General features: G+C 66.4%; 22 protein-coding genes. 15 read left to right on the plus strand and 7 right to left on the minus strand.

What is annotated here, in order from left to right:
• The first annotated feature begins 8 nt into the window (after positions 1–8).
• From trbE to GGR43_RS16370, 7 genes are read left to right on the plus strand one after another with little or no spacing between them, the layout of a single operon-like run.
• A complete protein-coding gene (gene trbE, locus GGR43_RS16340; protein ID WP_008642621.1) occupies positions 9–2,456 on the plus strand; it encodes a conjugal transfer protein TrbE in 2,448 nt (815 codons plus the stop codon).
• The gene (gene trbJ / locus GGR43_RS16345; protein ID WP_188073045.1) at positions 2,453–3,190 is read left to right on the plus strand and encodes a P-type conjugative transfer protein TrbJ; all 738 of its coding nucleotides are present in this window, start codon (positions 2,453–2,455) and stop codon (positions 3,188–3,190) included. The genes trbE and trbJ overlap by 4 nt, the downstream gene beginning before the upstream one ends.
• A 12-nt stretch (positions 3,191–3,202) precedes the next feature.
• Entirely contained in the window at positions 3,203–4,510 is a 1,308-nt protein-coding gene (gene trbL, locus GGR43_RS16350) for a P-type conjugative transfer protein TrbL (protein ID WP_034201269.1), read from the plus strand.
• Between the two features lie 11 nt (positions 4,511–4,521).
• Positions 4,522–5,226 (plus strand): conjugal transfer protein TrbF, encoded by a 705-nt coding sequence (gene trbF, locus GGR43_RS16355; protein ID WP_008640769.1) that lies wholly within the window; start codon positions 4,522–4,524, stop codon positions 5,224–5,226.
• On the plus strand, positions 5,223–6,221 hold the full coding sequence (gene trbG, locus GGR43_RS16360) for a P-type conjugative transfer protein TrbG (protein WP_008640770.1): 999 nt from the start codon (positions 5,223–5,225) through the stop codon (positions 6,219–6,221). The genes trbF and trbG overlap by 4 nt, the downstream gene beginning before the upstream one ends.
• Positions 6,222–6,223: 2 nt before the next feature.
• Complete coding sequence (locus GGR43_RS16365; RefSeq protein WP_034201268.1) at positions 6,224–7,486, plus strand: TraB/TrbI/VirB10 family type IV secretion system protein; 1,263 nt, start codon at positions 6,224–6,226, stop codon at positions 7,484–7,486.
• On the plus strand, positions 7,483–7,731 hold the full coding sequence (locus GGR43_RS16370) for a DUF2274 domain-containing protein (protein WP_008642645.1): 249 nt from the start codon (positions 7,483–7,485) through the stop codon (positions 7,729–7,731). Before GGR43_RS16365 ends, GGR43_RS16370 begins: the two co-directional genes overlap by 4 nt.
• 289 nt (positions 7,732–8,020) lie before the next feature.
• On the opposite strand, the gene GGR43_RS16375 is transcribed toward GGR43_RS16370, so the two are convergent.
• Complete coding sequence (locus GGR43_RS16375; RefSeq protein ID WP_188073046.1) at positions 8,021–9,037, minus strand: acyltransferase family protein; 1,017 nt, start codon at positions 9,035–9,037, stop codon at positions 8,021–8,023.
• 105 nt (positions 9,038–9,142) lie between these two features.
• Here GGR43_RS16375 and GGR43_RS16380 point away from each other — a divergent pair, with 105 nt between their 5' ends.
• The 4 genes from GGR43_RS16380 to GGR43_RS16395 all read left to right on the plus strand — a co-directional run bounded on the left by GGR43_RS16380 (position 9,143) and on the right by GGR43_RS16395 (position 11,858).
• Positions 9,143–9,844 carry an RluA family pseudouridine synthase gene (locus GGR43_RS16380; RefSeq protein ID WP_188073116.1) on the plus strand — a complete coding sequence of 234 codons (702 nt, stop codon included), beginning with the start codon at positions 9,143–9,145 and terminating at the stop codon, positions 9,842–9,844.
• Complete coding sequence (gene arfB, locus GGR43_RS16385; RefSeq protein ID WP_188073047.1) at positions 9,831–10,250, plus strand: alternative ribosome rescue aminoacyl-tRNA hydrolase ArfB; 420 nt, start codon at positions 9,831–9,833, stop codon at positions 10,248–10,250. Before GGR43_RS16380 ends, arfB begins: the two co-directional genes overlap by 14 nt.
• A 167-nt stretch (positions 10,251–10,417) precedes the next feature.
• Positions 10,418–10,807, plus strand: a complete 390-nt coding sequence (locus GGR43_RS16390) for a hypothetical protein (RefSeq protein WP_188073048.1) — start codon at positions 10,418–10,420, stop codon at positions 10,805–10,807.
• A 139-nt stretch (positions 10,808–10,946) separates the two neighbouring features.
• Complete coding sequence (locus GGR43_RS16395) at positions 10,947–11,858, plus strand: hydrogen peroxide-inducible genes activator (RefSeq protein WP_188073049.1); 912 nt, start codon at positions 10,947–10,949, stop codon at positions 11,856–11,858.
• Here GGR43_RS16395 and GGR43_RS16400 read toward each other — a convergent pair.
• Genes GGR43_RS16400 through pgsA form a run of 3 tightly spaced genes read right to left on the minus strand, consistent with a single transcriptional unit; the run spans position 11,855 to position 13,125 of the window.
• Entirely contained in the window at positions 11,855–12,301 is a 447-nt protein-coding gene (locus GGR43_RS16400; RefSeq protein WP_188073050.1) for a molybdenum cofactor biosynthesis protein MoaE, read from the minus strand. The two genes, GGR43_RS16395 and GGR43_RS16400, sit on opposite strands and share 4 nt — an antisense overlap.
• A complete protein-coding gene (locus GGR43_RS16405) occupies positions 12,298–12,558 on the minus strand; it encodes a MoaD/ThiS family protein (RefSeq protein ID WP_188073051.1) in 261 nt (86 codons plus the stop codon). Before GGR43_RS16405 ends, GGR43_RS16400 begins: the two co-directional genes overlap by 4 nt.
• A gap of 3 nt (positions 12,559–12,561) precedes the next feature.
• The gene (gene pgsA, locus GGR43_RS16410; protein ID WP_188073052.1) at positions 12,562–13,125 is read right to left on the minus strand and encodes a CDP-diacylglycerol--glycerol-3-phosphate 3-phosphatidyltransferase; all 564 of its coding nucleotides are present in this window, start codon (positions 13,123–13,125) and stop codon (positions 12,562–12,564) included.
• Positions 13,126–13,288: 163 nt separating this feature from the next.
• Between pgsA and GGR43_RS16415 the strand changes: the two genes are divergently transcribed.
• Entirely contained in the window at positions 13,289–14,587 is a 1,299-nt protein-coding gene (locus GGR43_RS16415; RefSeq protein ID WP_188073053.1) for an MFS transporter, read from the plus strand.
• A gap of 351 nt (positions 14,588–14,938) precedes the next feature.
• On the opposite strand, the gene GGR43_RS16425 is transcribed toward GGR43_RS16415, so the two are convergent.
• Positions 14,939–15,586: a class I SAM-dependent methyltransferase gene (locus GGR43_RS16425; RefSeq protein WP_188073055.1), complete on the minus strand. Its 648-nt coding sequence runs from the start codon at positions 15,584–15,586 to the stop codon at positions 14,939–14,941.
• Between the two features lie 215 nt (positions 15,587–15,801).
• Between GGR43_RS16425 and GGR43_RS16430 the strand changes: the two genes are divergently transcribed.
• Entirely contained in the window at positions 15,802–16,338 is a 537-nt protein-coding gene (locus GGR43_RS16430) for a fimbrillin family protein (protein ID WP_188073056.1), read from the plus strand.
• Between the two features lie 220 nt (positions 16,339–16,558).
• Positions 16,559–17,854 carry an MFS transporter gene (locus GGR43_RS16435; protein ID WP_188073057.1) on the plus strand — a complete coding sequence of 432 codons (1,296 nt, stop codon included), beginning with the start codon at positions 16,559–16,561 and terminating at the stop codon, positions 17,852–17,854.
• On the opposite strand, the gene GGR43_RS16440 is transcribed toward GGR43_RS16435, so the two are convergent.
• Positions 17,851–18,552: an NAD-dependent deacylase gene (locus GGR43_RS16440; RefSeq protein WP_188073058.1), complete on the minus strand. Its 702-nt coding sequence runs from the start codon at positions 18,550–18,552 to the stop codon at positions 17,851–17,853. The two genes, GGR43_RS16435 and GGR43_RS16440, sit on opposite strands and share 4 nt — an antisense overlap.
• A 39-nt stretch (positions 18,553–18,591) precedes the next feature.
• On the minus strand, positions 18,592–19,008 hold the full coding sequence (locus GGR43_RS16445) for a MerR family transcriptional regulator (protein WP_246343840.1): 417 nt from the start codon (positions 19,006–19,008) through the stop codon (positions 18,592–18,594).
• Positions 19,009–19,081: 73 nt separating this feature from the next.
• Here GGR43_RS16445 and GGR43_RS16450 point away from each other — a divergent pair, with 73 nt between their 5' ends.
• The gene (locus GGR43_RS16450) at positions 19,082–19,843 is read left to right on the plus strand and encodes a glutaredoxin family protein (protein ID WP_223177490.1); all 762 of its coding nucleotides are present in this window, start codon (positions 19,082–19,084) and stop codon (positions 19,841–19,843) included.
• Positions 19,844–19,910 lie beyond the last annotated feature (67 nt).

A 19,910-nucleotide genomic window follows, 5' to 3' on the forward strand; every position in this document is an offset into this window, starting at 1 on the left:
GGAATGCCATGCTGAACCTTGCCGAATACCGCCAGCGGCCCGCATTGCTGGCCGACTGGCTGCCCTGGGCCGGGCTGGTTGCGCCGGGCGTCGTGCTGAACAAGGATGGCTCGTTCCAGCGCACGGCGCGCTTTCGTGGCCCCGACCTCGACAGTGCCACGCAGGGCGAGCTGATCTCTACGTCAGCACGATTGAACAACGCGTTGCGCAGGCTGGGTTCGGGCTGGGCCTTGTTCATCGAAGCCGAGCGCCGGCCCGCCGCCAACTACCCGCACTCGGAGTTTCCCGAGCCGCTGTCGTGGCTGGTAGACGAGGAACGCCGCGCCGCCTTCCAGGACTCGGGCAACCACTTCGAGAGCGGCTACCACCTGACGCTGATGTATCTGCCGCCCGAGGAGGCACGCGCCCGCGCGGCGGGCCTGCTCTACGAGAACCGTCCGACCGAAGGCGTGGACTGGCGCGAGCGCCTGACGGCCTTCGTCGCGGAAACGGATCGCATCTTTGACCTGCTCGATGGCGTGATGCCGGAGATCGCGTGGCTCGATGACAGCCAGACGCTGACCTACCTGCACTCGACCATCTCCACGCGGTGCTATCGCGTCGGTGTGCCGGAAGTGCCATTCCATCTCGATGCGCTGCTGGCCGATTCCGCGCTCATTGGCGGGCTGGCGCCCATGCTGGGCGATCAGCACCTGCGCGTGGCGACGGTGCGCGGCTTCCCGACCTCGACCTGGCCGGGGATTCTGGATGACCTCAACCGCCTCGGCTTTGCGTATCGCTGGTCAACCCGGTTCCTGTGCCTCGACAAAGCCGATGCGGAAAAGGAGCTTTCCCGCCTGCGCCGCCAATGGTTCGCCAAGCGCAAGAACGTCATCGCATTGCTGCGCGAAACCATCTTCCAGCAGGAAACCCCGCTGGTCGATACCGACGCGAGCAAAAAATCGGCGGATGCCGATGCGGCGTTGCAGGAGCTGGGCAGCGACCAAGTGGCCTTCGGCTATGTCACCACCACGGTGACGGTGCTCGATGCCGACCCGGCGAAGGCCGATGAGAAGCTGCGCATGGTGGAACGCGTCATCCAGGGGCGCGGCTTTGTGACGATCCCCGAAACGCTCAATGCCGTGGATGCCTGGCTATCGTCGATTCCGGGGCACGCCTACGCGAACGTGCGCCAGCCCATCATCTCGACGCTGAATCTGGCACATCTGATGCCGGTGTCCGCCGTATGGGCCGGGCCGGAGAAGAACGACCACCTCGACGGCCCGCCGCTGATCGTCACGCGCACCGAGGGGGCAACGCCGTTCCGGCTGGTGACGCACATTGGCGACGTGGGCCATACCTTGGTGGCCGGCCCCACGGGCATGGGCAAGTCGGTCTTGCTCGCCACCTTGGCGATGCAGTTCCGTCGTTATCGCGGCTCGCGCATCTTCGCCTTCGACATGGGGCGCTCGATGCGCGCCACCATCCTGGGCCTGGGCGGCGAGCACTACGACCTGGGCACGGATGGAGAAATTGCCTTCCAGCCGCTCGCCCGCATCGACCGCGAGGGCTATCGCACCTGGGCGGCCGAATGGCTCGAAGGCCGCTTGCGGCATGAGGGTGTCGCGGTCGGCCCCGACGAGAAGGTGGCCATCTGGTCGGCACTCGGCAGTCTCGCCGGTGCTCCGCTGGAGCAGCGCACGATGACCGGGCTTTCCGTCTTGCTGCAATCGAACGCACTGCGGCAAGCGCTGGCGCCCTATGTGCTAGGTGGCGCACACGGCAAGTTGCTGGATGCGGATTCGGATCGCCTGGGCGCTGGTTCCGTGCAGTGCTTCGAGATGGAGGAACTGATGCACAGCAAGGCCGCTGTCATGGCCGTGCTGCATTACCTCTTTGCGCGCTTCGATGAACGCTTTGACGGTGCGCCGACGCTGCTGATCCTCGACGAAGCGTGGCTGTTTCTCGATGACCCGGTGTTTGCGGCGCACATCCGCCAGTGGCTCAAGACGCTCAGGAAGAAGAACGTCAGCGTCATCTTTGCCACGCAGAGCCTGGCGGACATCAAGGATTCGAGCATCGCGCCGGCCATCATCGAGAGCTGCGCGAGCCGCATCTTCCTGCCCAACCCGCAGGCGACCGAGCCGCAGATTCGCACGATCTACGAAGGCTTCGGGCTCAACAGCCGCCAGATCGAGATCGTGGCGACTGCACAGCCCAAGCGGGACTACTACTACCAGTCGCGTCTCGGCAATCGCCTGTTCGACCTCGACCTGGGCGCCGCGACCTTGGCCTTCGCGGGTGCGTCCACGCCGCAAGACCAGCGCGACATCGACGCGGTGCTCGCTGCCGCCACCACCTCCACATCTTCCGCTTCCACCCCGTTCGCGGCCACCTGGCTGCGCCATCGCGGCCTGCATTGGGCCGCCGAACTGCTGTCCTCGTTTCCTTCCCACCCGCAGGAGAACTCACCATGAAAACCCGCATCCTTCCCGCCGCAATCGCCGCCGTCCTGACCGGCTCCCTGATGTTCGCCCAGCCCGCGGCGGCCCTCATCGTGTTCGATCCGTCCAACTTCGTGCAGAACATGCTGACGGCCATCCAGACGCTGCAGCAGCTCTACAACCAGATCAAGCAGTTGCAGAACGAGGCCAAGATGTTGGAGAACCAGGCGCGCAACCTGGCGAGCTTGCCATCCAGCGTGGTCGGTCAGTTGCGCGCCAACCTGGCGTTGACCCAGCGGCTGATCGACCAGGCCAAGGGCCTGGCCTACGACGTGACGAACATGGACAAGGAGTTCAAGCGCCTGTATCCCGAGCAGTACGCTGCCACCGTGAGCGGCGACCAGATGTACCGGGACACGCAGGAACGCTGGAAGAACACGCTCACCAGCCTGCAGACCGCGATGCAGATGCAGGCCCAGGCCTCGCAGAACCTCAAGGATGACGAGGCCGTGCTGGCTGACCTCGTGGGTAAGAGCCAATCGGCCGTGGGCGCGCTGCAAGCGATGCAGGCCATGAACCAGTTGCTGGCCCTGCAGGCCAAGCAGTCGATCCAGACGCAACGCTTGCAGCTCACGCAGGATCGCGCCGTATCGCTGGAGCAGGCGCGGCAGGCCGCGGCCACGGAGCGCGGGCGCGAAATCACGCGGCGCTTTCTGGGCTCTGGAACGCCATACACGCAGCACCCCGTCGATTTCTACAACCGCTGACGGGGCCGGGCCATGAACGACGTATCGGTCATCGACCGCTTTCTCGATGTTTTCTCGCGCTACATCGACTCGGGCTTTGGGCTGCTGCAGGGCGAGGTGGCGTTTCTGACAGCCACGCTGATCGTCATCGACATGACGCTCGCCGGACTGTTCTGGGCGATGGGCCATGCCAGCGGCCAGGGCGAGGACGTGATCGCCAAGCTGATCCGCAAGGTGCTCTATGTGGGCGCCTTCGCCTACATCATCGGCAACTTCAACATGCTCGCGGGCGTGGTGTTTCGCTCTTTCGCGGGGCTGGGCCTGACGGCCAGCGGTTCCAGCGTGAGCATGGGCAACTTCCTGCAGCCGGGGCGGCTGGCCAAGACCGGCATCGACGCGGCGGCCCCCATCCTGGAGCAGATCAAGCAGATGGCGGGCTTCCCGGAGGTGTTCGTCAACATCACCTCCATCGTGGTGCTGTTCCTCGCGTGGGGCATCGTCCTCCTGTGCTTCTTCGTGCTGGCGGTGCAGCTCTTCGTGACGCTGATCGAGTTCAAGCTGACCACGCTCGCGGGCTTCGTGTTGGTGCCGTTCGCCCTCTGGAACAAGACGGCGTTCCTGGCCGAGAAGGTGCTGGGCAATGTGGTGTCTTCGGGCATCAAGGTGCTGGTGCTCGCGGTCATCGTGGGGATCGGCACCGGGCTGTTTGCCGAGTTCAGGATTCCCGCAGGTGCCGAGCCCTCCATCGACCAGGCGCTGGTCATCATGCTGGCTTCGCTGTCCATGCTGGCCCTGGGCATCTTCGGGCCGGGCATTGCCACCGGGCTGGTGTCCGGCGGGCCACAGCTTGGAGCCGGTGCGATGGCCGGAGCAACGCTGGGGGCCGCAGGCGCTGCCATTGGCGTCGGGGCTGCGGCTGCTGGCGTCGGCAGCGCCGTGGCTGCAGGGGCGCGGATGGCACCTGGTGCAGCCCGCCTTGCGGCCGGCGGCGCGCGCGGCGCCAAGGCGGCTTTCGATGCTGGCTCTACGGCCGCAGGCAGTGGCATCCAAGGCGCTGCCGCTGGCGCGGGCAACGTGGCCAAGACCGCCGGGCAAAAGGTAGCCGACGGCGCACGCTCGATGAAGGAGCGCGTGGCAGCGGCCTTCCGGCCGGATGAGGCGCCGGCATCTGGCGCTGATGCCGCAGATGCGCCTCCATCCAACGAACAGCCTGCCTGGGCCAAGCGCCTGCACCGCAGGCAGCAGCTCACCCATGCCGCGACCACGGCCGCCCACACGCTGCGCGGCGGCGACGGCGGCAGCTCCAGCCAGGGGCCAAGCCTTCGTGATTCCGATTCATAAGGAGAACTCCCATGCGATTCAAACGACCGCAGGTGCGCTACGCCGATACGCCGCAGCCTGCCACCCCGTACCAATCCGCCGCCCAGGTCTGGGACGACCGCATCGGCTCGGCCCGCGTGCAGGCGAAGAACTGGCGGCTTATGGCCTTCGGCTGCCTCACGCTGGCGGTGCTGATGGCCGGCGGCCTGGTCTGGCGCTCGGCGCAGTCCATCGTCACGCCCTACGTGATCGAGGTGGACAACGCGGGCCAGGTGCGCGCTGTCGGCGAAGCCGCCACGCCGTACCAGCCCAGCGATGCGCAGATTGCTTACCACCTGGGCCGCTTCATCGGCCTGGTGCGCTCGCTGTCCATCGACCCCATCGTGGTGCGGCAGAACTGGCTCGATGCCTATGACTACACCACGGACAAGGGCGCCGTGGTGCTCAATGAGTACGCGCGGGTGGCTGATCCGTTCTCGCGCATCGGCAAGGAGTCGGTGACGGTGCAGGTGTCCAGCGTGACCCGCGCCAGCGACCAGTCCTTCAACGTGCGCTGGACCGAGACGCGCTTCGTCAACGGCGCGCTGGATCGCACCGAGCGCTGGAACGCGGTGATCTCCACGGTGCTGCAGACCCCGCGCACGGAGCAGCGCGTGCGCAAGAACCCGCTGGGTATCTACGTCAACGGGCTGGCGTGGAGCCGCGAGCTGGAAGGAAACGAAGGAGCAAAACCATGAATGGACATTTCCGTAAACCCGCCTTGCCTGTGATCCTACTGGCATCCACCGTTTTGTTCTCGGGCTGCGCCACGCAGGGGACTCCGCCGCCATCCATCTCGTTGGATGGGCCGGTGCAGGCCCAGCCGCTGCCCGAGGCGCCGAAGCCCGTGGAGGTCGTGACCGTGCCCGAGGTGCTGGCACTGCCTGGACAGATGAAGCCGCTGGCCGGTGATGCCAAGGCCACACTGGAATCGCCCGACGAGAAGGTGCGCGTGACCCGTGCGAACACGGAGGCCCGTGTTGCGCCCACACGCGAGGGCTATGTGAACGCCATCCAGGTCTGGCCGTTCACTGATGGCGCGCTGTACCAGGTCTATGCGGCCGTGGGTCGCGTGACCGTGATCGCGCTCCAGCCGGGCGAGGAACTGGTGACGGTGGCTGCCGGTGACACGGTGCGCTGGATCGTGGGCGACACATCGAGCGGCAGCGGCGATGCGCTGCGCGTCAATGTGATGGTCAAGCCCATCCGCTCGGGCCTCAAGACCAATTTGGTCATCACGACCAGTCGGCGCACCTACCTGCTAGAACTGACTTCGACCGAGAAGACATGGATGGCTTCGGTGTCCTGGGAATACCCCAAGGACAGGATGCTGGCCCTGCAGCGCCAGGCACAAGCGGCCAGCGCCGCCGCGCCGGTCGATGCCGGGCTGTCGCTGGAGAAGATCCGTTTCCGCTACGCGGTCAGCGGCAGCAATCCGCCGTGGAAGCCGTTGCGGGCCTTTGACGATGGCGAGAAGGTCTATATCCAGTTTCCGGCGGGCATCGCTCAAGGCGAGCTACCGCCAATGTTCGTGATCGGCGCGCAAGGCGACGGACAACTGGTGAACTACCGCTTCCGCTCGCCGTACTACATCGTGGATCGGCTGTTTGGTGCGGCCGAGCTGCGCCTGGGTGGCGATAAGGGCGCCGTGGTGCGAATTGAGCGCACCGATGGCGTGGCACGGAGGAATTGAGCATGAGCCAAGACAACACCCCCGACCATGCCACTTCTCAGGGGGGCAAGGCGGCGCCCGAAGCGATGGCGTTGCGCGCCCAGCCGCGCCCGGTCACGCGCCTGAACCGGCGCACGCTGGCCATGCTCACCGGCGGCCTGTCGGTCGCCGTGCTCGGGGCCACGATCTGGGCCCTGCAGCCGCACCGGCGCGGCGCAGGCTGGCAGAACGAGCTGTACAACGTGGATCGGGTCTCAAAGTCCGAAGGGCTGGATGGGTTGCCGTCCGATTACTCGAAACTGCCGAAGGCGCCCGAGCTGGGGCCGCCGCTGCCGGGCGACCTGGGGCCGGCCATCGTGGCGGCGCAGCAGCCCACCTACATGCCGCCGGGACATGATCCCAACGACGCCTTGCGCAAGGAGGCCGAAGCGGCGGCGGCTTCGGCGGTGTTCTTCCGCTCGGGAAAGCCGGGCCAAGCCGCTGGCGCTGTCGCGCAGGCGGCGCCCGGAGCACCCGGCATGGCCAACGCCTTGGCAGGGTTCGATCCGCTGGCGGCCGGTCCGGCCTCGACGGCGGCCCAGCCCAGTGATCCCACCACCGTGCAGAACCGGCAAGACCAGAAAGAGGCGTTCCTGAAAGGCGGCTCCAAGGAGACTCGCAATTCCGGCAATCTCCAAATGCCAGCCTCGCCGTACCAGGTGATGGCCGGGACGGTGATCGCAGCGGCGCTGGTCACAGGCATCAAGTCCGACCTGCCGGGCGATGTGATCGCCACGGTGACGGAGCCGGTCTATGACACGGCTACGGGCAGGTTCCTGCTGATTCCGCAGGGCTCGCGCATTTTGGGCAAATACAACAGCCAGGTGAGCTTCGGGCAGAGCCGGGTGCAGATGGTGTGGAACCGGATCATCTTGCCAGACACATCCTCGCTGACGCTCGACAACCTTGTCGGCACCGATCCTGCGGGCTACGCAGGGTTGGAGGATGAAGTGGATCAGCATTGGGGCCGCATCTTTGCCGGGGCGGCGCTGACCACGCTGCTGGGTATCGGCGCCGAGTTGGCCGCGCCGGAGAATCGGCAGAACGGCAACCGCATCGTCATTGCCGGGCGCGATGGTCTGCAGGACAGTGTGAACCAAGTGGGGCAGGAGATGACCCGGCGCAACATGAACATCCAGCCGACGCTGACAGCGCGGCCGGGGTTGCCGGTGCGGATCATCGTGGCAAGGGATTTACAGGTTCGACCTTACCAGCCGCTCTTTCTTCAGCGTGGAGGTGCCCGATGAACATGGCCAGAAAACTCCGGCTTGGGCCGCTGCCATCGACCAGCAGCACCAAGCTGACATTCGCTTGTCCAGCCAGCCTGAAAATGGATCTAGACCGGTACGCCGCTCTTCATGCGCAGACCTATGGCGAAGCGGTCGATGCGGCCACGCTGATCCCGCACATGCTCGAAGCCTTCATGGCGGGGGATCGGGGATTCAAGCGGGGTGGCAAGGCCAAGGCCGTCGCCACCCCGAAGTCAGGATGACGATGCTCCGACATAGATTTAATGAAGAACGCGCGGCTCCAGGCCGTGCGTTCTTCGTTTGGGAAGCCGGTAATATGGGAGTTCAGGTCGGTTGCCGACGCTGCACTCCGTGTCCGATGTAGCGCGATCCGGCTTTCTCTCCCAACGCTCTCATGTGGCACCTAGCCCACACCGCCGAGGTGCCATCGGGTGGCACGATACAGAGCTAACTTGCTGTCTCGTATAAGGTTTCAGGCCAAATGGGATGCCTTGAAAATACTTGACACCGAACATTTTTTATTGCCCTGGTTCAATTTGGGGCAGATTTGGCCCCTTTGCCGCCGCGCATTCCCAGAAAATAGCGCCTGCCCCAGCCGGTGCGGGCCAGCGCCTCATGCACGATCAACGGCACGATGACCGCCAGCGCCAGCAGCGCCGCCTTGCCCATATAAGGCGCGCAATAATGAATGACCGCGACATGGCAGTACATGATGGTAAGCGAGCGCCGTCCCAGAAAGGGAAGCACACGCCACCCCGCCAGCGCCCGCGCGATGGCGCACAGCCCCAGCGACATCGCCACCGCCAGCGCCAGCGAAACGAGAGGGATGCCGTAATCCCCCACCTTCATGTTGAGCGGCACCGGCTTCCACAGCAGCAGCGCGAGCAGGCTCAGCCCCAGCCCCGCGAGCATCAGCGCCCCTTCCCCGCCGATGCGGCGCCAAAGCGCGCCAAGCCACAGCAGCACCAGCGCCACCGGCACGGCCAGCAGGCCCAGCGGGGAAAAATCGCTCCGCGCCCCGATCCACAGGCCGCCTGCCAGCGCGACGGCCATGGCAGCGCCCCATTTCCAGTCGCGGGGGTCGGGCCAGAGGCGGGCCAGCGCGTTCTGCGCCATCCGCGCGAAAAAGAGGCAGGGCACGAACCAGAAGATCGTCAGCGGCCCCTTCAGCTCCGACCCGCCCAGCAGCATCGCCCAGGCGGCCGACCCCCATGTGCGGAACAGCGGCAAATGGCCGCGCGCATGCTCTATCGCCTGATCCAGCAGCACCAGCGCCAGCAGGAAAGCGGCATAGGGCGCCGCCATCGTATGCCATTGCCGCCCCGCGAACTCCCCCATCGGGCGCGGGCGGGCACAATATCCGGCCAGCAGGAAGAAGAGCGGCATGTGAAAGGCGTAGATCGCGTCGCGCACGGCGCCGCGCGTCCACACATGCCCCGCCACCACCAGCACGATGCCCAGCCCCTTGGCCGCGTCGACCCAGTCGAGCCGGCACGGATCGTTCCGCATCGCCGCGCGCTCTTTCACATCCGTGGCTTGCCCCGTCATGCAATCCGCCTATAGCATCGCGCGATAACGTCAATCCCGCGCCGGGCGGTGCCGTGCCGCATTCCGCCCGCGCCTGCACAGGTAGCTGCCACGCCCATGTCCACCATGTCCCCGCTTGCCCAGCGCATACTCTTCATGGATGGCGAGGCGATCCTGCTCGACAAGCCGTCGGGCCTGCCGGTCGATCCGCCGCGCGACGGGTCGCTCAGCCTCGAAAACCATCTCGCTTCGCTGACCTTCGGCTTCCAGCGCTGGCCGCTGGCCGTCCATCGGCTGGACCGCGACACCAGCGGCTGCCTGCTGCTGGCGCGCAACCCCAAGGCGCACAAGCGCTTCGCCGCCGCGTTCGAGGCGGGCGAGGTGTCAAAAACCTATGTCGCGGCCGTTGCCGGAACGCCGCCCGCACAGGAAGGGATCATCGACCTGCCGCTCACCAAGATCAGCAGTGCCGAGCGCGGCTGGCGCATGGTGGGCAGCCCCAAGGGCAAGCCCGCCCTCACCCGCTGGCGGCTGGTCGCGACGGTCGCCGCGCCGGAGGGGGAGCGCTCGCTGATCGCCTGCTTCCCGGAAACCGGCCGCACCCACCAGATCCGCGTCCATCTGGCCGAGGGGCTGCGGCTCGGCATCATCGGCGATCCCGTCTACGGCACGCCGCCTCTGGAACCGGGCGCGGCGATGCTGCTCCATGCGCGCTCGCTCTCCATCCCGCGCAAGGGCAAGCCGCCGGTGGAGGGCAAGGCCCCGCTGCCCGACCGCTTCCACGCGGCGGGCTTTACTGAAACGACGCTGACCGATGCCGGGCTTTGATCCCGACCTCTACACCATCCCGGCCGAAGCGCTGGAGGAGCGCTTCGTAACGGCGGGCGGCCCCGGCGGGCAGAATGTCAACAAGGTGGCGACGGCGGTGCAACTGCGCGTCGACATCTTCCGCCTCGGCCTGCCCGTGCATGTCTTCCGCAAACTCAAGGAGCTGGCAGGATCGCGCCTCAACAGCGAGGGCGTCATCGTCATTCAGGCGCAGCGCTTCCGCACGCAGGAGGCCAATCGCGAGGATGCGCGCAACCGCTTCGTCGCGATGCTCGCCAAGGCGCATGAACGGGAGGAACGCCGCATCGCGACCCGGCCCAGCAAGGCGTCCAAGGCGCGGCGGATCGAGGCCAAGAAGGCGCGCTCCACGATCAAGGCGGGCCGGGGCAAGTACCGCCCCGATTGAGGCGCCTGCTGTCCCGATCGAGCCATTTCGGGACAGGCCGAGCACCGGACCCGCCCCATCCGGGTGGACCCGCCTTTCCCCGGATGGTATATGCGGCGTTAAGAATATCGCGCCTCTGCCCCTTGCGAGACGGACCTGTCCGGGCAGATCAGACGAGAGGGATTGTCATGCGCCGCCGCGCCACCCTGATTTCCATGCTGCTGCTTCCCCTGACCGCCACCGCCCCGTCCGCGCTCGCGCAGGACAAGGGCGCCGCCACGCCGCGCCTCGACTATCGGATGGACGGCTATCGCGACGAGCAGCTGACCCATGACAGCCGGGGGGAGGATTATCGCGGCCGCTGGGTCGGCACCTGGTATGGGGCGGACGGCACCACCTACAGCGGCACCTATGAAGGCGGCTTCGACGCCAACGGCCAGCCCGCTCCGGCCCCCGCGCCAGCACCGCATACCGAGCCCGACCCGGCCTATATCGGCAGCGGAAAGGTCGTCAACGGCTGGTATTATCCGCCGCCGGTGGTGACGACGACCGTAACGGAATATGCGCCGGCGCGCTGACGCCGGCCCGCACCTTCCCCTTCCCCGATCCTGATCGCCTCCGCCGCCCCGACAGCGGAACCTGCAAACGCGCCCCGCCGACATTGCAAAAATCGATCCAGGCGATTATATCAATGATATTAATCCAGGGGGTCGATCAATGTCCGCTTATCTGCCGACGCTCAAGCAACTGCAATATCTGATCGCGCTGAAGGAACAGGGGCATTTCGGGCGCGCCGCCGAAAGCTGCTTCGTCACCCAGTCGACCCTGTCCGCCGGGATAAGGGAGCTGGAAACGCTGATCGGCACCACGCTGGTGGAGCGGACGCGCCGCGTCGTGCGCTTCACGCAGCTGGGCGACCGCATCGTCGAAAAGGCCTATCGCGTGCTGCGGGAGGCGGAGGAATTGGCCGCCATCGCGCAGGCGGCGGGCAAGCCGCTGTCGGGCGACCTGCGGATGAGCGTCATCCCCACCATCGCCCCGTTCCTGCTGCCCCGCCTGCTGCCGCATCTGCGCCGCGAAAAGCCGGAACTGAAGCTCTACCTGCGCGAGGAAACCAGCGCGGCGGCGGTGGAATCGCTGCGCCACGGCCATGTCGATTGCGTGCTGATGGCGCTGCCCTTCGCCACCGGCGAGGTCGAGCAGGCGCATCTGTTCGACGACAGGCTCTTCGTCGCCTTTCCGCGCGACGATCCGCGCGACCCGCCCTCCACCATCGACCCGGATATGATCGACGAGACGCGCCTGCTGCTGCTGGAGGACGGCCATTGCCTGAAGGACCACGCGCTGGCCGCGTGCAACCGCCCGGAACTGCGCGCCGAGGCGACGATGATGGGCACGTCCCTGCACACGCTGGTGCAGATGGTGGACAATGGCCTCGGCCTTACGCTGCTGCCCGAAATGGCGATCAAGGGCGGCATATTGGAGCATACCAACATCGCCGCCCGCCCGCTCCAGTCCGAGCATGCGGCGCGGGAAATCGCGCTGGTGTGGCGCAAGGGCAGCCCGCGCGAGAAGGAATTCCGCATGCTGGCGGAGATATTGCAGCATCTCGCCCAGCAGGAGGGCTAGCTCTTCATCCAGCGGTCGCGCGCGGCGTCGTCTTCGGCCCGCGCCTCGACCCACTGCGAGCGGCCGTCGAGAAAGCTTTCCTTCTTCCAGAACGGCGCCGAGCTCTTGAGCCAGTCGATCAGGAAGGCGCAGCTTTCCAGCGCGGCGGCGCGATGGATGGAGGCGGTGCCGACGAACACGATCCGGTCCTCCGGCTGCAAATCCCCGACGCGGTGGACGACGGTGACGCCCAGCAGCGGCCAGCGCGCCCGTGCTTCCTCCACGATATGCGCGATGCGCCGCTCCGTCATCGCGGGATAATGGTCGAGCCGCATCGAGACGAGGCCGCCCCCGCCGCGCACGATGCCGGTGAAGCTGGCCACCGCCCCACCGCCCAGCCGCTCCAGCGGTTCCAGCAGGGCGGCCGGGTCGAAGCCCTCCTCGCCGATGCGGATGTGGATCATCCCCCGGTCACCGGCGGAAACAGCGCCAGTTCATGCGCATTCCCCAGCGGCGTTTCCAGTGGCACGAACGCATGGTCGAGCGCGGCGCGCAGGCGGCTCCTGTCCGCGAACGCCTCGGCATAGCCCGGCCCGCGCGGGACCAGGCTGTCGATCAGGTCGGCGATGGTGGCCTCCGCCCCCGGATGCTCGACCGTCTCGCCGTCGCGGCCGATCGCTTCGCGCACCCATGCGAAATAGAGGATATCCAGCGTCGCCATAACTCAATCCATATGCTTGATGCCGACGCGCAGATAATCCCAGCCGGTTATCAGCGTCAGGATCGCCGCCGCCCACAGCGTCGCGAGGCCGACGAGCTGGACGATCGGCCAGCCCGGCAGCGCGCCCGCCAGGATCATCGCGCCGAGCGCGATCAGCTGGAACGCGGTCTTCCATTTGGCGAGCCGCGACACCGGCACCGACACCTGCAACCCGGCCAGAAACTCGCGCAGGCCGGAGACGGCGATCTCGCGCAGCAGGATCACCAGCGCGGCGATGATGTGCACGCCCTTGATGTCCCGCGTCGCCGCCAGCATCAGGATCACCGCGCCGACCATGATCTTGTCGGCGATCGGATCGAGGAAGATGCCGAGCCGCGACACCGTTCCTTTCGCGCGGGCCAGATAGCCGTCGAAATAATCGGTGATGCCCATCAGGCAATAAAGCAGGAAAGCCAGCGCATAGCCGGTCCGCCACTCATGCCCCTGCTCCGCCGGCCAGAGCAGCGCGACCAGCAGCGGGACGGCCAATATGCGGGACAGGGTCAGAATATTCGGCAGGGTCAGCATGGCCACCCTCGACTGCCACACCCTCCCCCCGCTGGCAAGCGCGGACAGGCGCCTGAGGCCCGATTGCGCGCCTTCTGCGGAAATCGGACCGCGGGATTGGACAGATCGGCCGCGAGCCTGTAGAGGGCGGGCAGTCGATAACGATCGGGATCCGCCACCGACCATGAAAGCCTCGCTGCGGTTGTTGACGAAGCGCCGGTTCGCGCCGCTGTTCGTCACCCAGTTACTGGGCGCATTCAACGACAATCTCTTCAAAAATGCGGTGGTGCTGTTCGTCGTCTACAGCGTCTACAGCGATCCGCACGCGGAAACATGGTTCAGCGCCATCGCCACCGGGCTGGTCACCCTGCCCTTCTTCCTGCTGTCGGCGCTGTCGGGCCAGCTGGCCGACCAGCGCGACAAGGCGGGCATCATCCGGCTGGTGAAGCTGGCCGAGATCTTCATCATGATCGTCGGCGCGATCGGGCTGATGCTCGCCTGGTTCGATTTCGCCGTCCATCTGCTGGCGGTGCCGCTGATGCTGCTGGCGATCTTCGCCATGGGGGTCCATTCGACCTTCTTCGGCCCGATCAAATATGCGATCCTGCCGCAGCATCTGAAGAAGGACGAAGTGCTGGGCGGCACCGGGCTGGTCGAGGCGGGCACCTATATCGCGATCCTCGCCGGGACCATCCTCGCCGGGCTGATTTCGGTGGAGGCCGCCGCCGTCGCCGTGCTGCTGGTCGCCGTCATCGGCTATATCAGCGGGCGCAAGGTGCCCCCGGCCCCGCCGCTGGCCGAACCGGTGAAGCTCGATTTCCATATCGTCCGCTCCTCCATCGCGCTGGTGAGCGGCACCATGCATATCCGGCGCCTGTTCCTCGCGATCGTTTCGATCAGCCTGTTCTGGACCATCGGCACGGTGCTGTTCATCCAGTTCCCGCCGCTGGTCAAGAATGTGCTGGCCGCAGACAAGGCGGTGGCCAGCCTGTTCCTCGCGGTCTTTTCGGTCGGCGTGGCGATCGGGTCGATCGCGATCAACCGCCTGCTGGGCGGCGCGGTATCGGCCAAATTCGCGCCGGTTTCCGTGCTGGCGATGGGCGCGTTCGTGATTGCCTTCCACATCGTCTGCCGCTTCTGGGACAGCGGCCTGCCGCCCGGCCAGCTGATGAGCTTTGCTCATTTCATCGATCATGACCATGCCTATTGGCTGCTGGCGACGCTGCTGGGCATCGCCACCGCGGGCGGCATGTTCGTGGTGCCGCTCTACGCCTTCCTGACCACCACGGTCGACACCTCGCTGGCCGCGCGCACGGTCGCCGCCAACAACATCGTCAATTCCGGGGCGATGGTGATCGGCGCGTCGATCACCATCGGCATGAGCGCGTTTGGCGTGAACGTCGTCAACCAGTTGCTGCTGGCGGCGGCGATGTCGATCCTGTCGGCGTGGCTAGCGCAGAAGCTGCACCTCGCCTGCGATTGACGGCGGCGGCATAACCAGCCCCCCGCTCAAACAGACATGGCCGGATCGCGCCCCCACGATCCGGCCATTCCCCGCTGCAAGCCCCGTGTCAGAACAGGAAGCTGTAGGCCGCGATGAAGAAGGCGGCGAAGCTCATGAAGAAGAGCTTCACATCCTCGTCATTGCGTCTGCGCAGATCAGGCAAAGCGGCGAGCACATGCGGCGGAAGCGTCCGGCGAAAGGGGTGCCGGGCGGATTCCGTGGTCAGAACAAGGGCTCGTCTCTTCATGCCCTTGGGTTAACAATTCGCCAATGGTTAAGAAATAGTAAATATCGGCCCGTCGGCACCTGTCCCATAACGGGGCGGAAATTTCAGGCCGCCTGCTCCTCTTCCGCCTCGATCCGGCGGTAATGGAAAACGGTCGCGGGCGGGAAATTCCGCACCGTCTGCCCGGCCCGTGCCGCGATGACGCCCATGTCGTTCAGCAGCGCCTGGTTGATCGGCGAGCGCACCGAATAGGTGAACTGGACAAAGACGCCGCCCGGCGCGAGCAGCTTCAGCGCCTCTTCCAATATCGCGCGCTGCGTCGCCTGGTTCATCGCCAGCAGGGGCAGGCCGCTGATGACGCGCTGATACCCGCCCGGTTCGCCGGAGACATGGGCGCTGATGGTTTCCGCACGGTGGCGGATGATGTCGACGCCGGGGAAATGCCGTTCCAGCCCGCGCGCGAAGGCGGGGTTGATCTCCACCACCTCCAGCTTTTCGGGCGGCAGGCCGGTGGACAATATCTCGCGGGTGAAAACGCCGGTGCCGCCGCCCAGTTCGAGCACCCTTCCGCCCTCGGGATCGATATCGCGCACCATCAGCCGCGCGAGGAAGCGGCTGGACGGCACGACCGAGGCGGTCTGTCGCGGCTTGCGTACCCATGCGGCCAGAAAATCAAGATATTCCGCCGCGCGAACCCTGACTGTGGCGCCTGAGGAAAGGGCAATGGCGCGCGGCTTGGTCCTGAAACTCATTGAGGGAAAATCCCGTGTCATTCCGATCGAGCGGCATGGCTGCCGCGGCTCGTGGGTTAAGGCAAGACGGGCCGATGTTCAATCCCGTTCTCAGCATTTCGCCCCGGCCGCGCAGGGGTCCGCCGGAACAAAAGCCACATGCAAACGCTGGTTTCATCGCCACGGCAATGATGGCACAAGCGCGACGAAGCCAGCGACAAAGGAACGAAGCCGCCATGAATCATCGCTTTCCCGCATCCGCCTTCGCCCTCGCCTTCCTGCTGACCGCCTGCTCTTCCCAGAAGGACGACGAGGCGGGGAACGACACCAATCTTTCCGCCCCCATCGTCGACAACCGCGCCGTGGGGACGGCAAGCGAGGACATGCCGGACAACGCCACGCAGGCCAATGCGGCCACCCCCGCCGCGCCCGACATCGCCAACGAGAACCAGAGCCGGGAACAGATCCCGCTGGCGCTGCGGGGCCGCTGGGGGCTGGTGCCCGCCGACTGCGAGAAGCGCAGCGACAACAAGGGCCTACTGGTGATTTCCGGCACGACGCTGGGCTTTTATGAATCGCGCGGCACGCTCAAATCCATCACCGAATGGACGCCCGCGCGCCTGCATGCCGATTTCGACTTCACCGGCGAGGGCATGAGCTGGACGCGGGAGATGGAGCTGGACCTGCAACAGGGCGACACCGTGCTGGTCCGCCGTGACCATGGCGAGGACGCCCAGCCGGGCGCGCTGCGCTATCGCCGCTGCGCGGGGTGATGGCCGGATCGGGTTTGCGTCTCCCCATTTTCGTCATGCCAGCGCAGGCTGGCATCTCGGGAGGCGGCGCGCGACATGGCCTACGACCCCAGCCTGCGCTGGGGTGACGAATGAAGAAGGCGGCCCCCCCCCCCCCGCATCCGCTCTGGACAAATCACTGCCGTCCCCGCCATCAAGGCGCACCACTCACCCTTCCCGCCGTGAAAAGGCCCTGTCGTCCATGACCGCCATCGCCCGCCCGTCCTCGCGCTCCCGCCTGCTCTCCATCATCGGCGGGTCGGCGGGCAATCTGGTCGAATGGTATGACTGGTATGTCTACGCCGCCTTCGCCCTCTATTTCGCGCCGGTCTTCTTCCCGCGCGAGGACCCGACCGCCCAGTTGCTGAGCACCGGCGCGATCTTCGCCATCGGCTTCCTGATGCGCCCGATCGGCGCGTGGGCGATGGGCATCTACGCCGACCGCAAGGGACGCAAGGCGGGCCTGACCGTCTCGATCCTGCTGATGAGCGGCGGGTCGATGCTGATCGCCTGCACGCCCACCTATGCCAGCATCGGCGTCGGCGCGCCGATCCTGCTGGTGCTCGCGCGGCTGCTTCAGGGGCTGTCGGTCGGTGGCGAATATGGGGCGAGCGCGACCTATCTTTCCGAAATGGCGGGCAGCGAGCGGCGCGGCTTCTGGTCGAGCTTCCAATATGTGACGCTGATCATGGGGCAGCTCATCGCGCTCGCCGTGCTGCTGGTGCTGCAACGGCTGCTGGGCGAGGCGGCGCTGGAAAGCTGGGGCTGGCGCATTCCCTTCTTCATCGGCGGGCTGCTGGCGCTGATCGTCCTCGTGCTGCGGCGGCGGTTGCTGGAAACGGAGCATCACCAGAAGGCCGCGCAACGCACCGATGTACCGAAATCCAGCCTCTTTTCGCTGCTGCGCCATCACCCCGGCGCGGCGGCGCTGGTGGTGGCGCTGACCGCGGGCGGCACGCTCGCCTTCTATACCTACACCACCTATATGCAGAAATATCTCGTCAATTCCGCCGGATTTTCCCGCGTGACGGCGAGCGAGATCATGGCGGGCACGCTGTTCCTGTTCATGCTCGCCCAGCCGCTGTTCGGCGCGCTGTCCGACCGGATCGGTCGCCGCCCGCTGATGATCGGCTTCGGCCTCGCCGGATTGCTCGGCACGGTGCCGCTGTTCCGCGCGCTGGAGCAGGCGCAGAGCAGCGCCGCCGCCTTCGCGCTGGTGATGGCCTCGCTGGTCGCGGTGAGCGGCTATACCTCGATCAACGCGGTGGTGAAGGCGGAGCTGTTCCCCGCCCATATCCGCGCGCTGGGGGTCGCCCTGCCCTATGCGGTCGCCAATGCACTGTTCGGCGGCAGCGCGGAATATGTCGCGCTCCAGCTCAAGGACTGGGGGCAGGAAAGCGCCTTCTACTGGTATGTCAGCGGGATGATCGGCCTGTCGCTGGTCGCCTATGTGGTGATGAGCGAAACGAAGCTGTCCAGCCTGATAGACCGGGATTAACTGCCGAGGATTTCCTCCACCCATGAAGGCACCAGTTCGCTCGCCGGGCCCATGCGGCTTTCGTGGAAGAAGAGGCTGCCCTCGGACGGATCGAGATTGAGTTCCAGCGTGCGCGCGCCGGCATGGCGGGCGGTGCGCACGAAACCGGCGGCGGGGTAGACCGCGCCGGATGTGCCGATCGACAGGAACAGGTCGCACTTCCACAACGCCGCCTCGATCCGTTCCATCTGATAGGGCATCTCGCCGAAGAACACGATGTCGGGCCGCAACGCCGCCTGCCCGCACTCCGCGCAGGCGCTGCCGGGCGGCAGCGACCCGCGCCATTCCCGCCGCCCGCCGCAGGCCGCGCACAGCGCCGAGTTCAGCTCGCCATGCATATGCAGCACCTCGCCGCAGCCGCCGCGCTCGTGCAGGTCATCGACATTCTGCGTGACGAGCAGCAAGTCGCCGCGCCATTCCCGCTCCAGCCGCGCCAGCGCCTCATGCGCGGAATTGGGCCGCACCTCGGTCAGCGTCGCGCGACGCTCGTCATAGAAGCGGTGAACCAGCGCCGGGTCGCGCGCCAGCGCCTCCGGCGTGCAGACATCCTCGACCCGATGCCCTTCCCACAGGCCTCCCGGCCCGCGAAAGGTCGCAAGGCCGCTCTCGGCCGATATGCCTGCGCCGGTGAGGATGACGATGGAGGAAAAGTCGCTCATGCCCCCTTCAAACAGGCAATGTGCCCGCGATGCAAGACCTCATCGCCGGTCGAACGCGGCAAGGATCGGGCATGGCCCCCTGTCCGACGCCTCGCAGGCATGGGCGAGCCGCAGCAACGCCGCGCGGGCATTTTCCAGCTCGGAGATCCTCGCATTCAGCACGCCCAGTTGCTCGCGCGCCAGCTCCCGCGCCCGCGCGCGATCCTCGCCTGCGTCGAGGCGCAGCAGTTCGCCGATCTGGTCGAGCGTGAACCCCGCCCCCTGCGCCGAGCGAATGAAGCGCAGGCGGCGCAGATGTTCCGCGTCATAGCGGCGGATGCCGCCCGACAGGCCGCTCCCGCCGCTGCGTTCCGGCAATTCCAGCAGGCCGCGCCGCTGGTAGAAGCGCACCGTTTCCACCCCCACGCCCGCCGCCTGCGCGAGGGCCGAGATCGTCATCGCCGCATTGTTCGTCATCAGCCCTTGACTCCGTACCATGGTACGGACCCTAGATAGAGGGCATCGATTTCACCTTCAAGGGACAGATGCCATGACCGCAACCCCCGCCACCAGCCATTCCCGGCGCGCCATCCTCCACCGCATGGTGATGCCCAACCACATCTGCCCCTATGGCATCAAGGCCCGGCACCTGCTGCGCAAGCGGGGCTATGAGGTCGAGGATCGCTGGATCACCACGCGCGAGGAGCAGGAGGCGTTCAAGGCCGCCCATGACGTCAGGACGACGCCGCAGGTCTTCATCGATGGCGAGCGGATCGGCGGCTATGACGATCTGCGCCGCTTTTTCGGCCTGCCCGTCAGGGACCCGGCGGCGACCAGCTATGTGCCGGTGCTGGCGGTGTTCGTGGTGGGGCTGCTGCTGGCGCTGGCGATCAACCGGCTGACAGGCGCGCCGCTGGTCGGCATCGAACTGGCCGAACGTTTCATCGCCGCCACGATGATGCTGCTCGCCATGCTGAAATTGCAGGATGTGGAGCGCTTCGCGACGATGTTCCTCGGCTATGACCTGCTCGCCCGGCGCATCGTGCCCTATGCCCATGCCTATCCCTTTCTGGAGCTGGGCGCGGGCGTGCTGATGCTGGCGGGCGTGCTGCACTGGCTGTCGATCCCGGTCGCGCTGTTCATCGGCGGCATCGGCGCGGTGTCGGTGTTCAAGGCGGTCTATATCGACGGGCGCAGCCTCAAATGCGCCTGCGTCGGCGGCAGCGGCAATGTGCCGCTCGGCTTCGTCTCGCTGACCGAAAATGTGATGATGGTGGCGATGGCGCTGTGGATGGCGGCGAAGTTCATCTGAACGCCCTGCCCCAACGAAAGCCGGTGACATTGGGCGCGGAGTCTGGCATCGGCGCGCTAGGACGGAA

Origin of the sequence: Sphingobium jiangsuense (genome assembly GCF_014196495.1) — a bacterium.
Lineage (GTDB): Bacteria > Pseudomonadota > Alphaproteobacteria > Sphingomonadales > Sphingomonadaceae > Sphingobium > Sphingobium jiangsuense.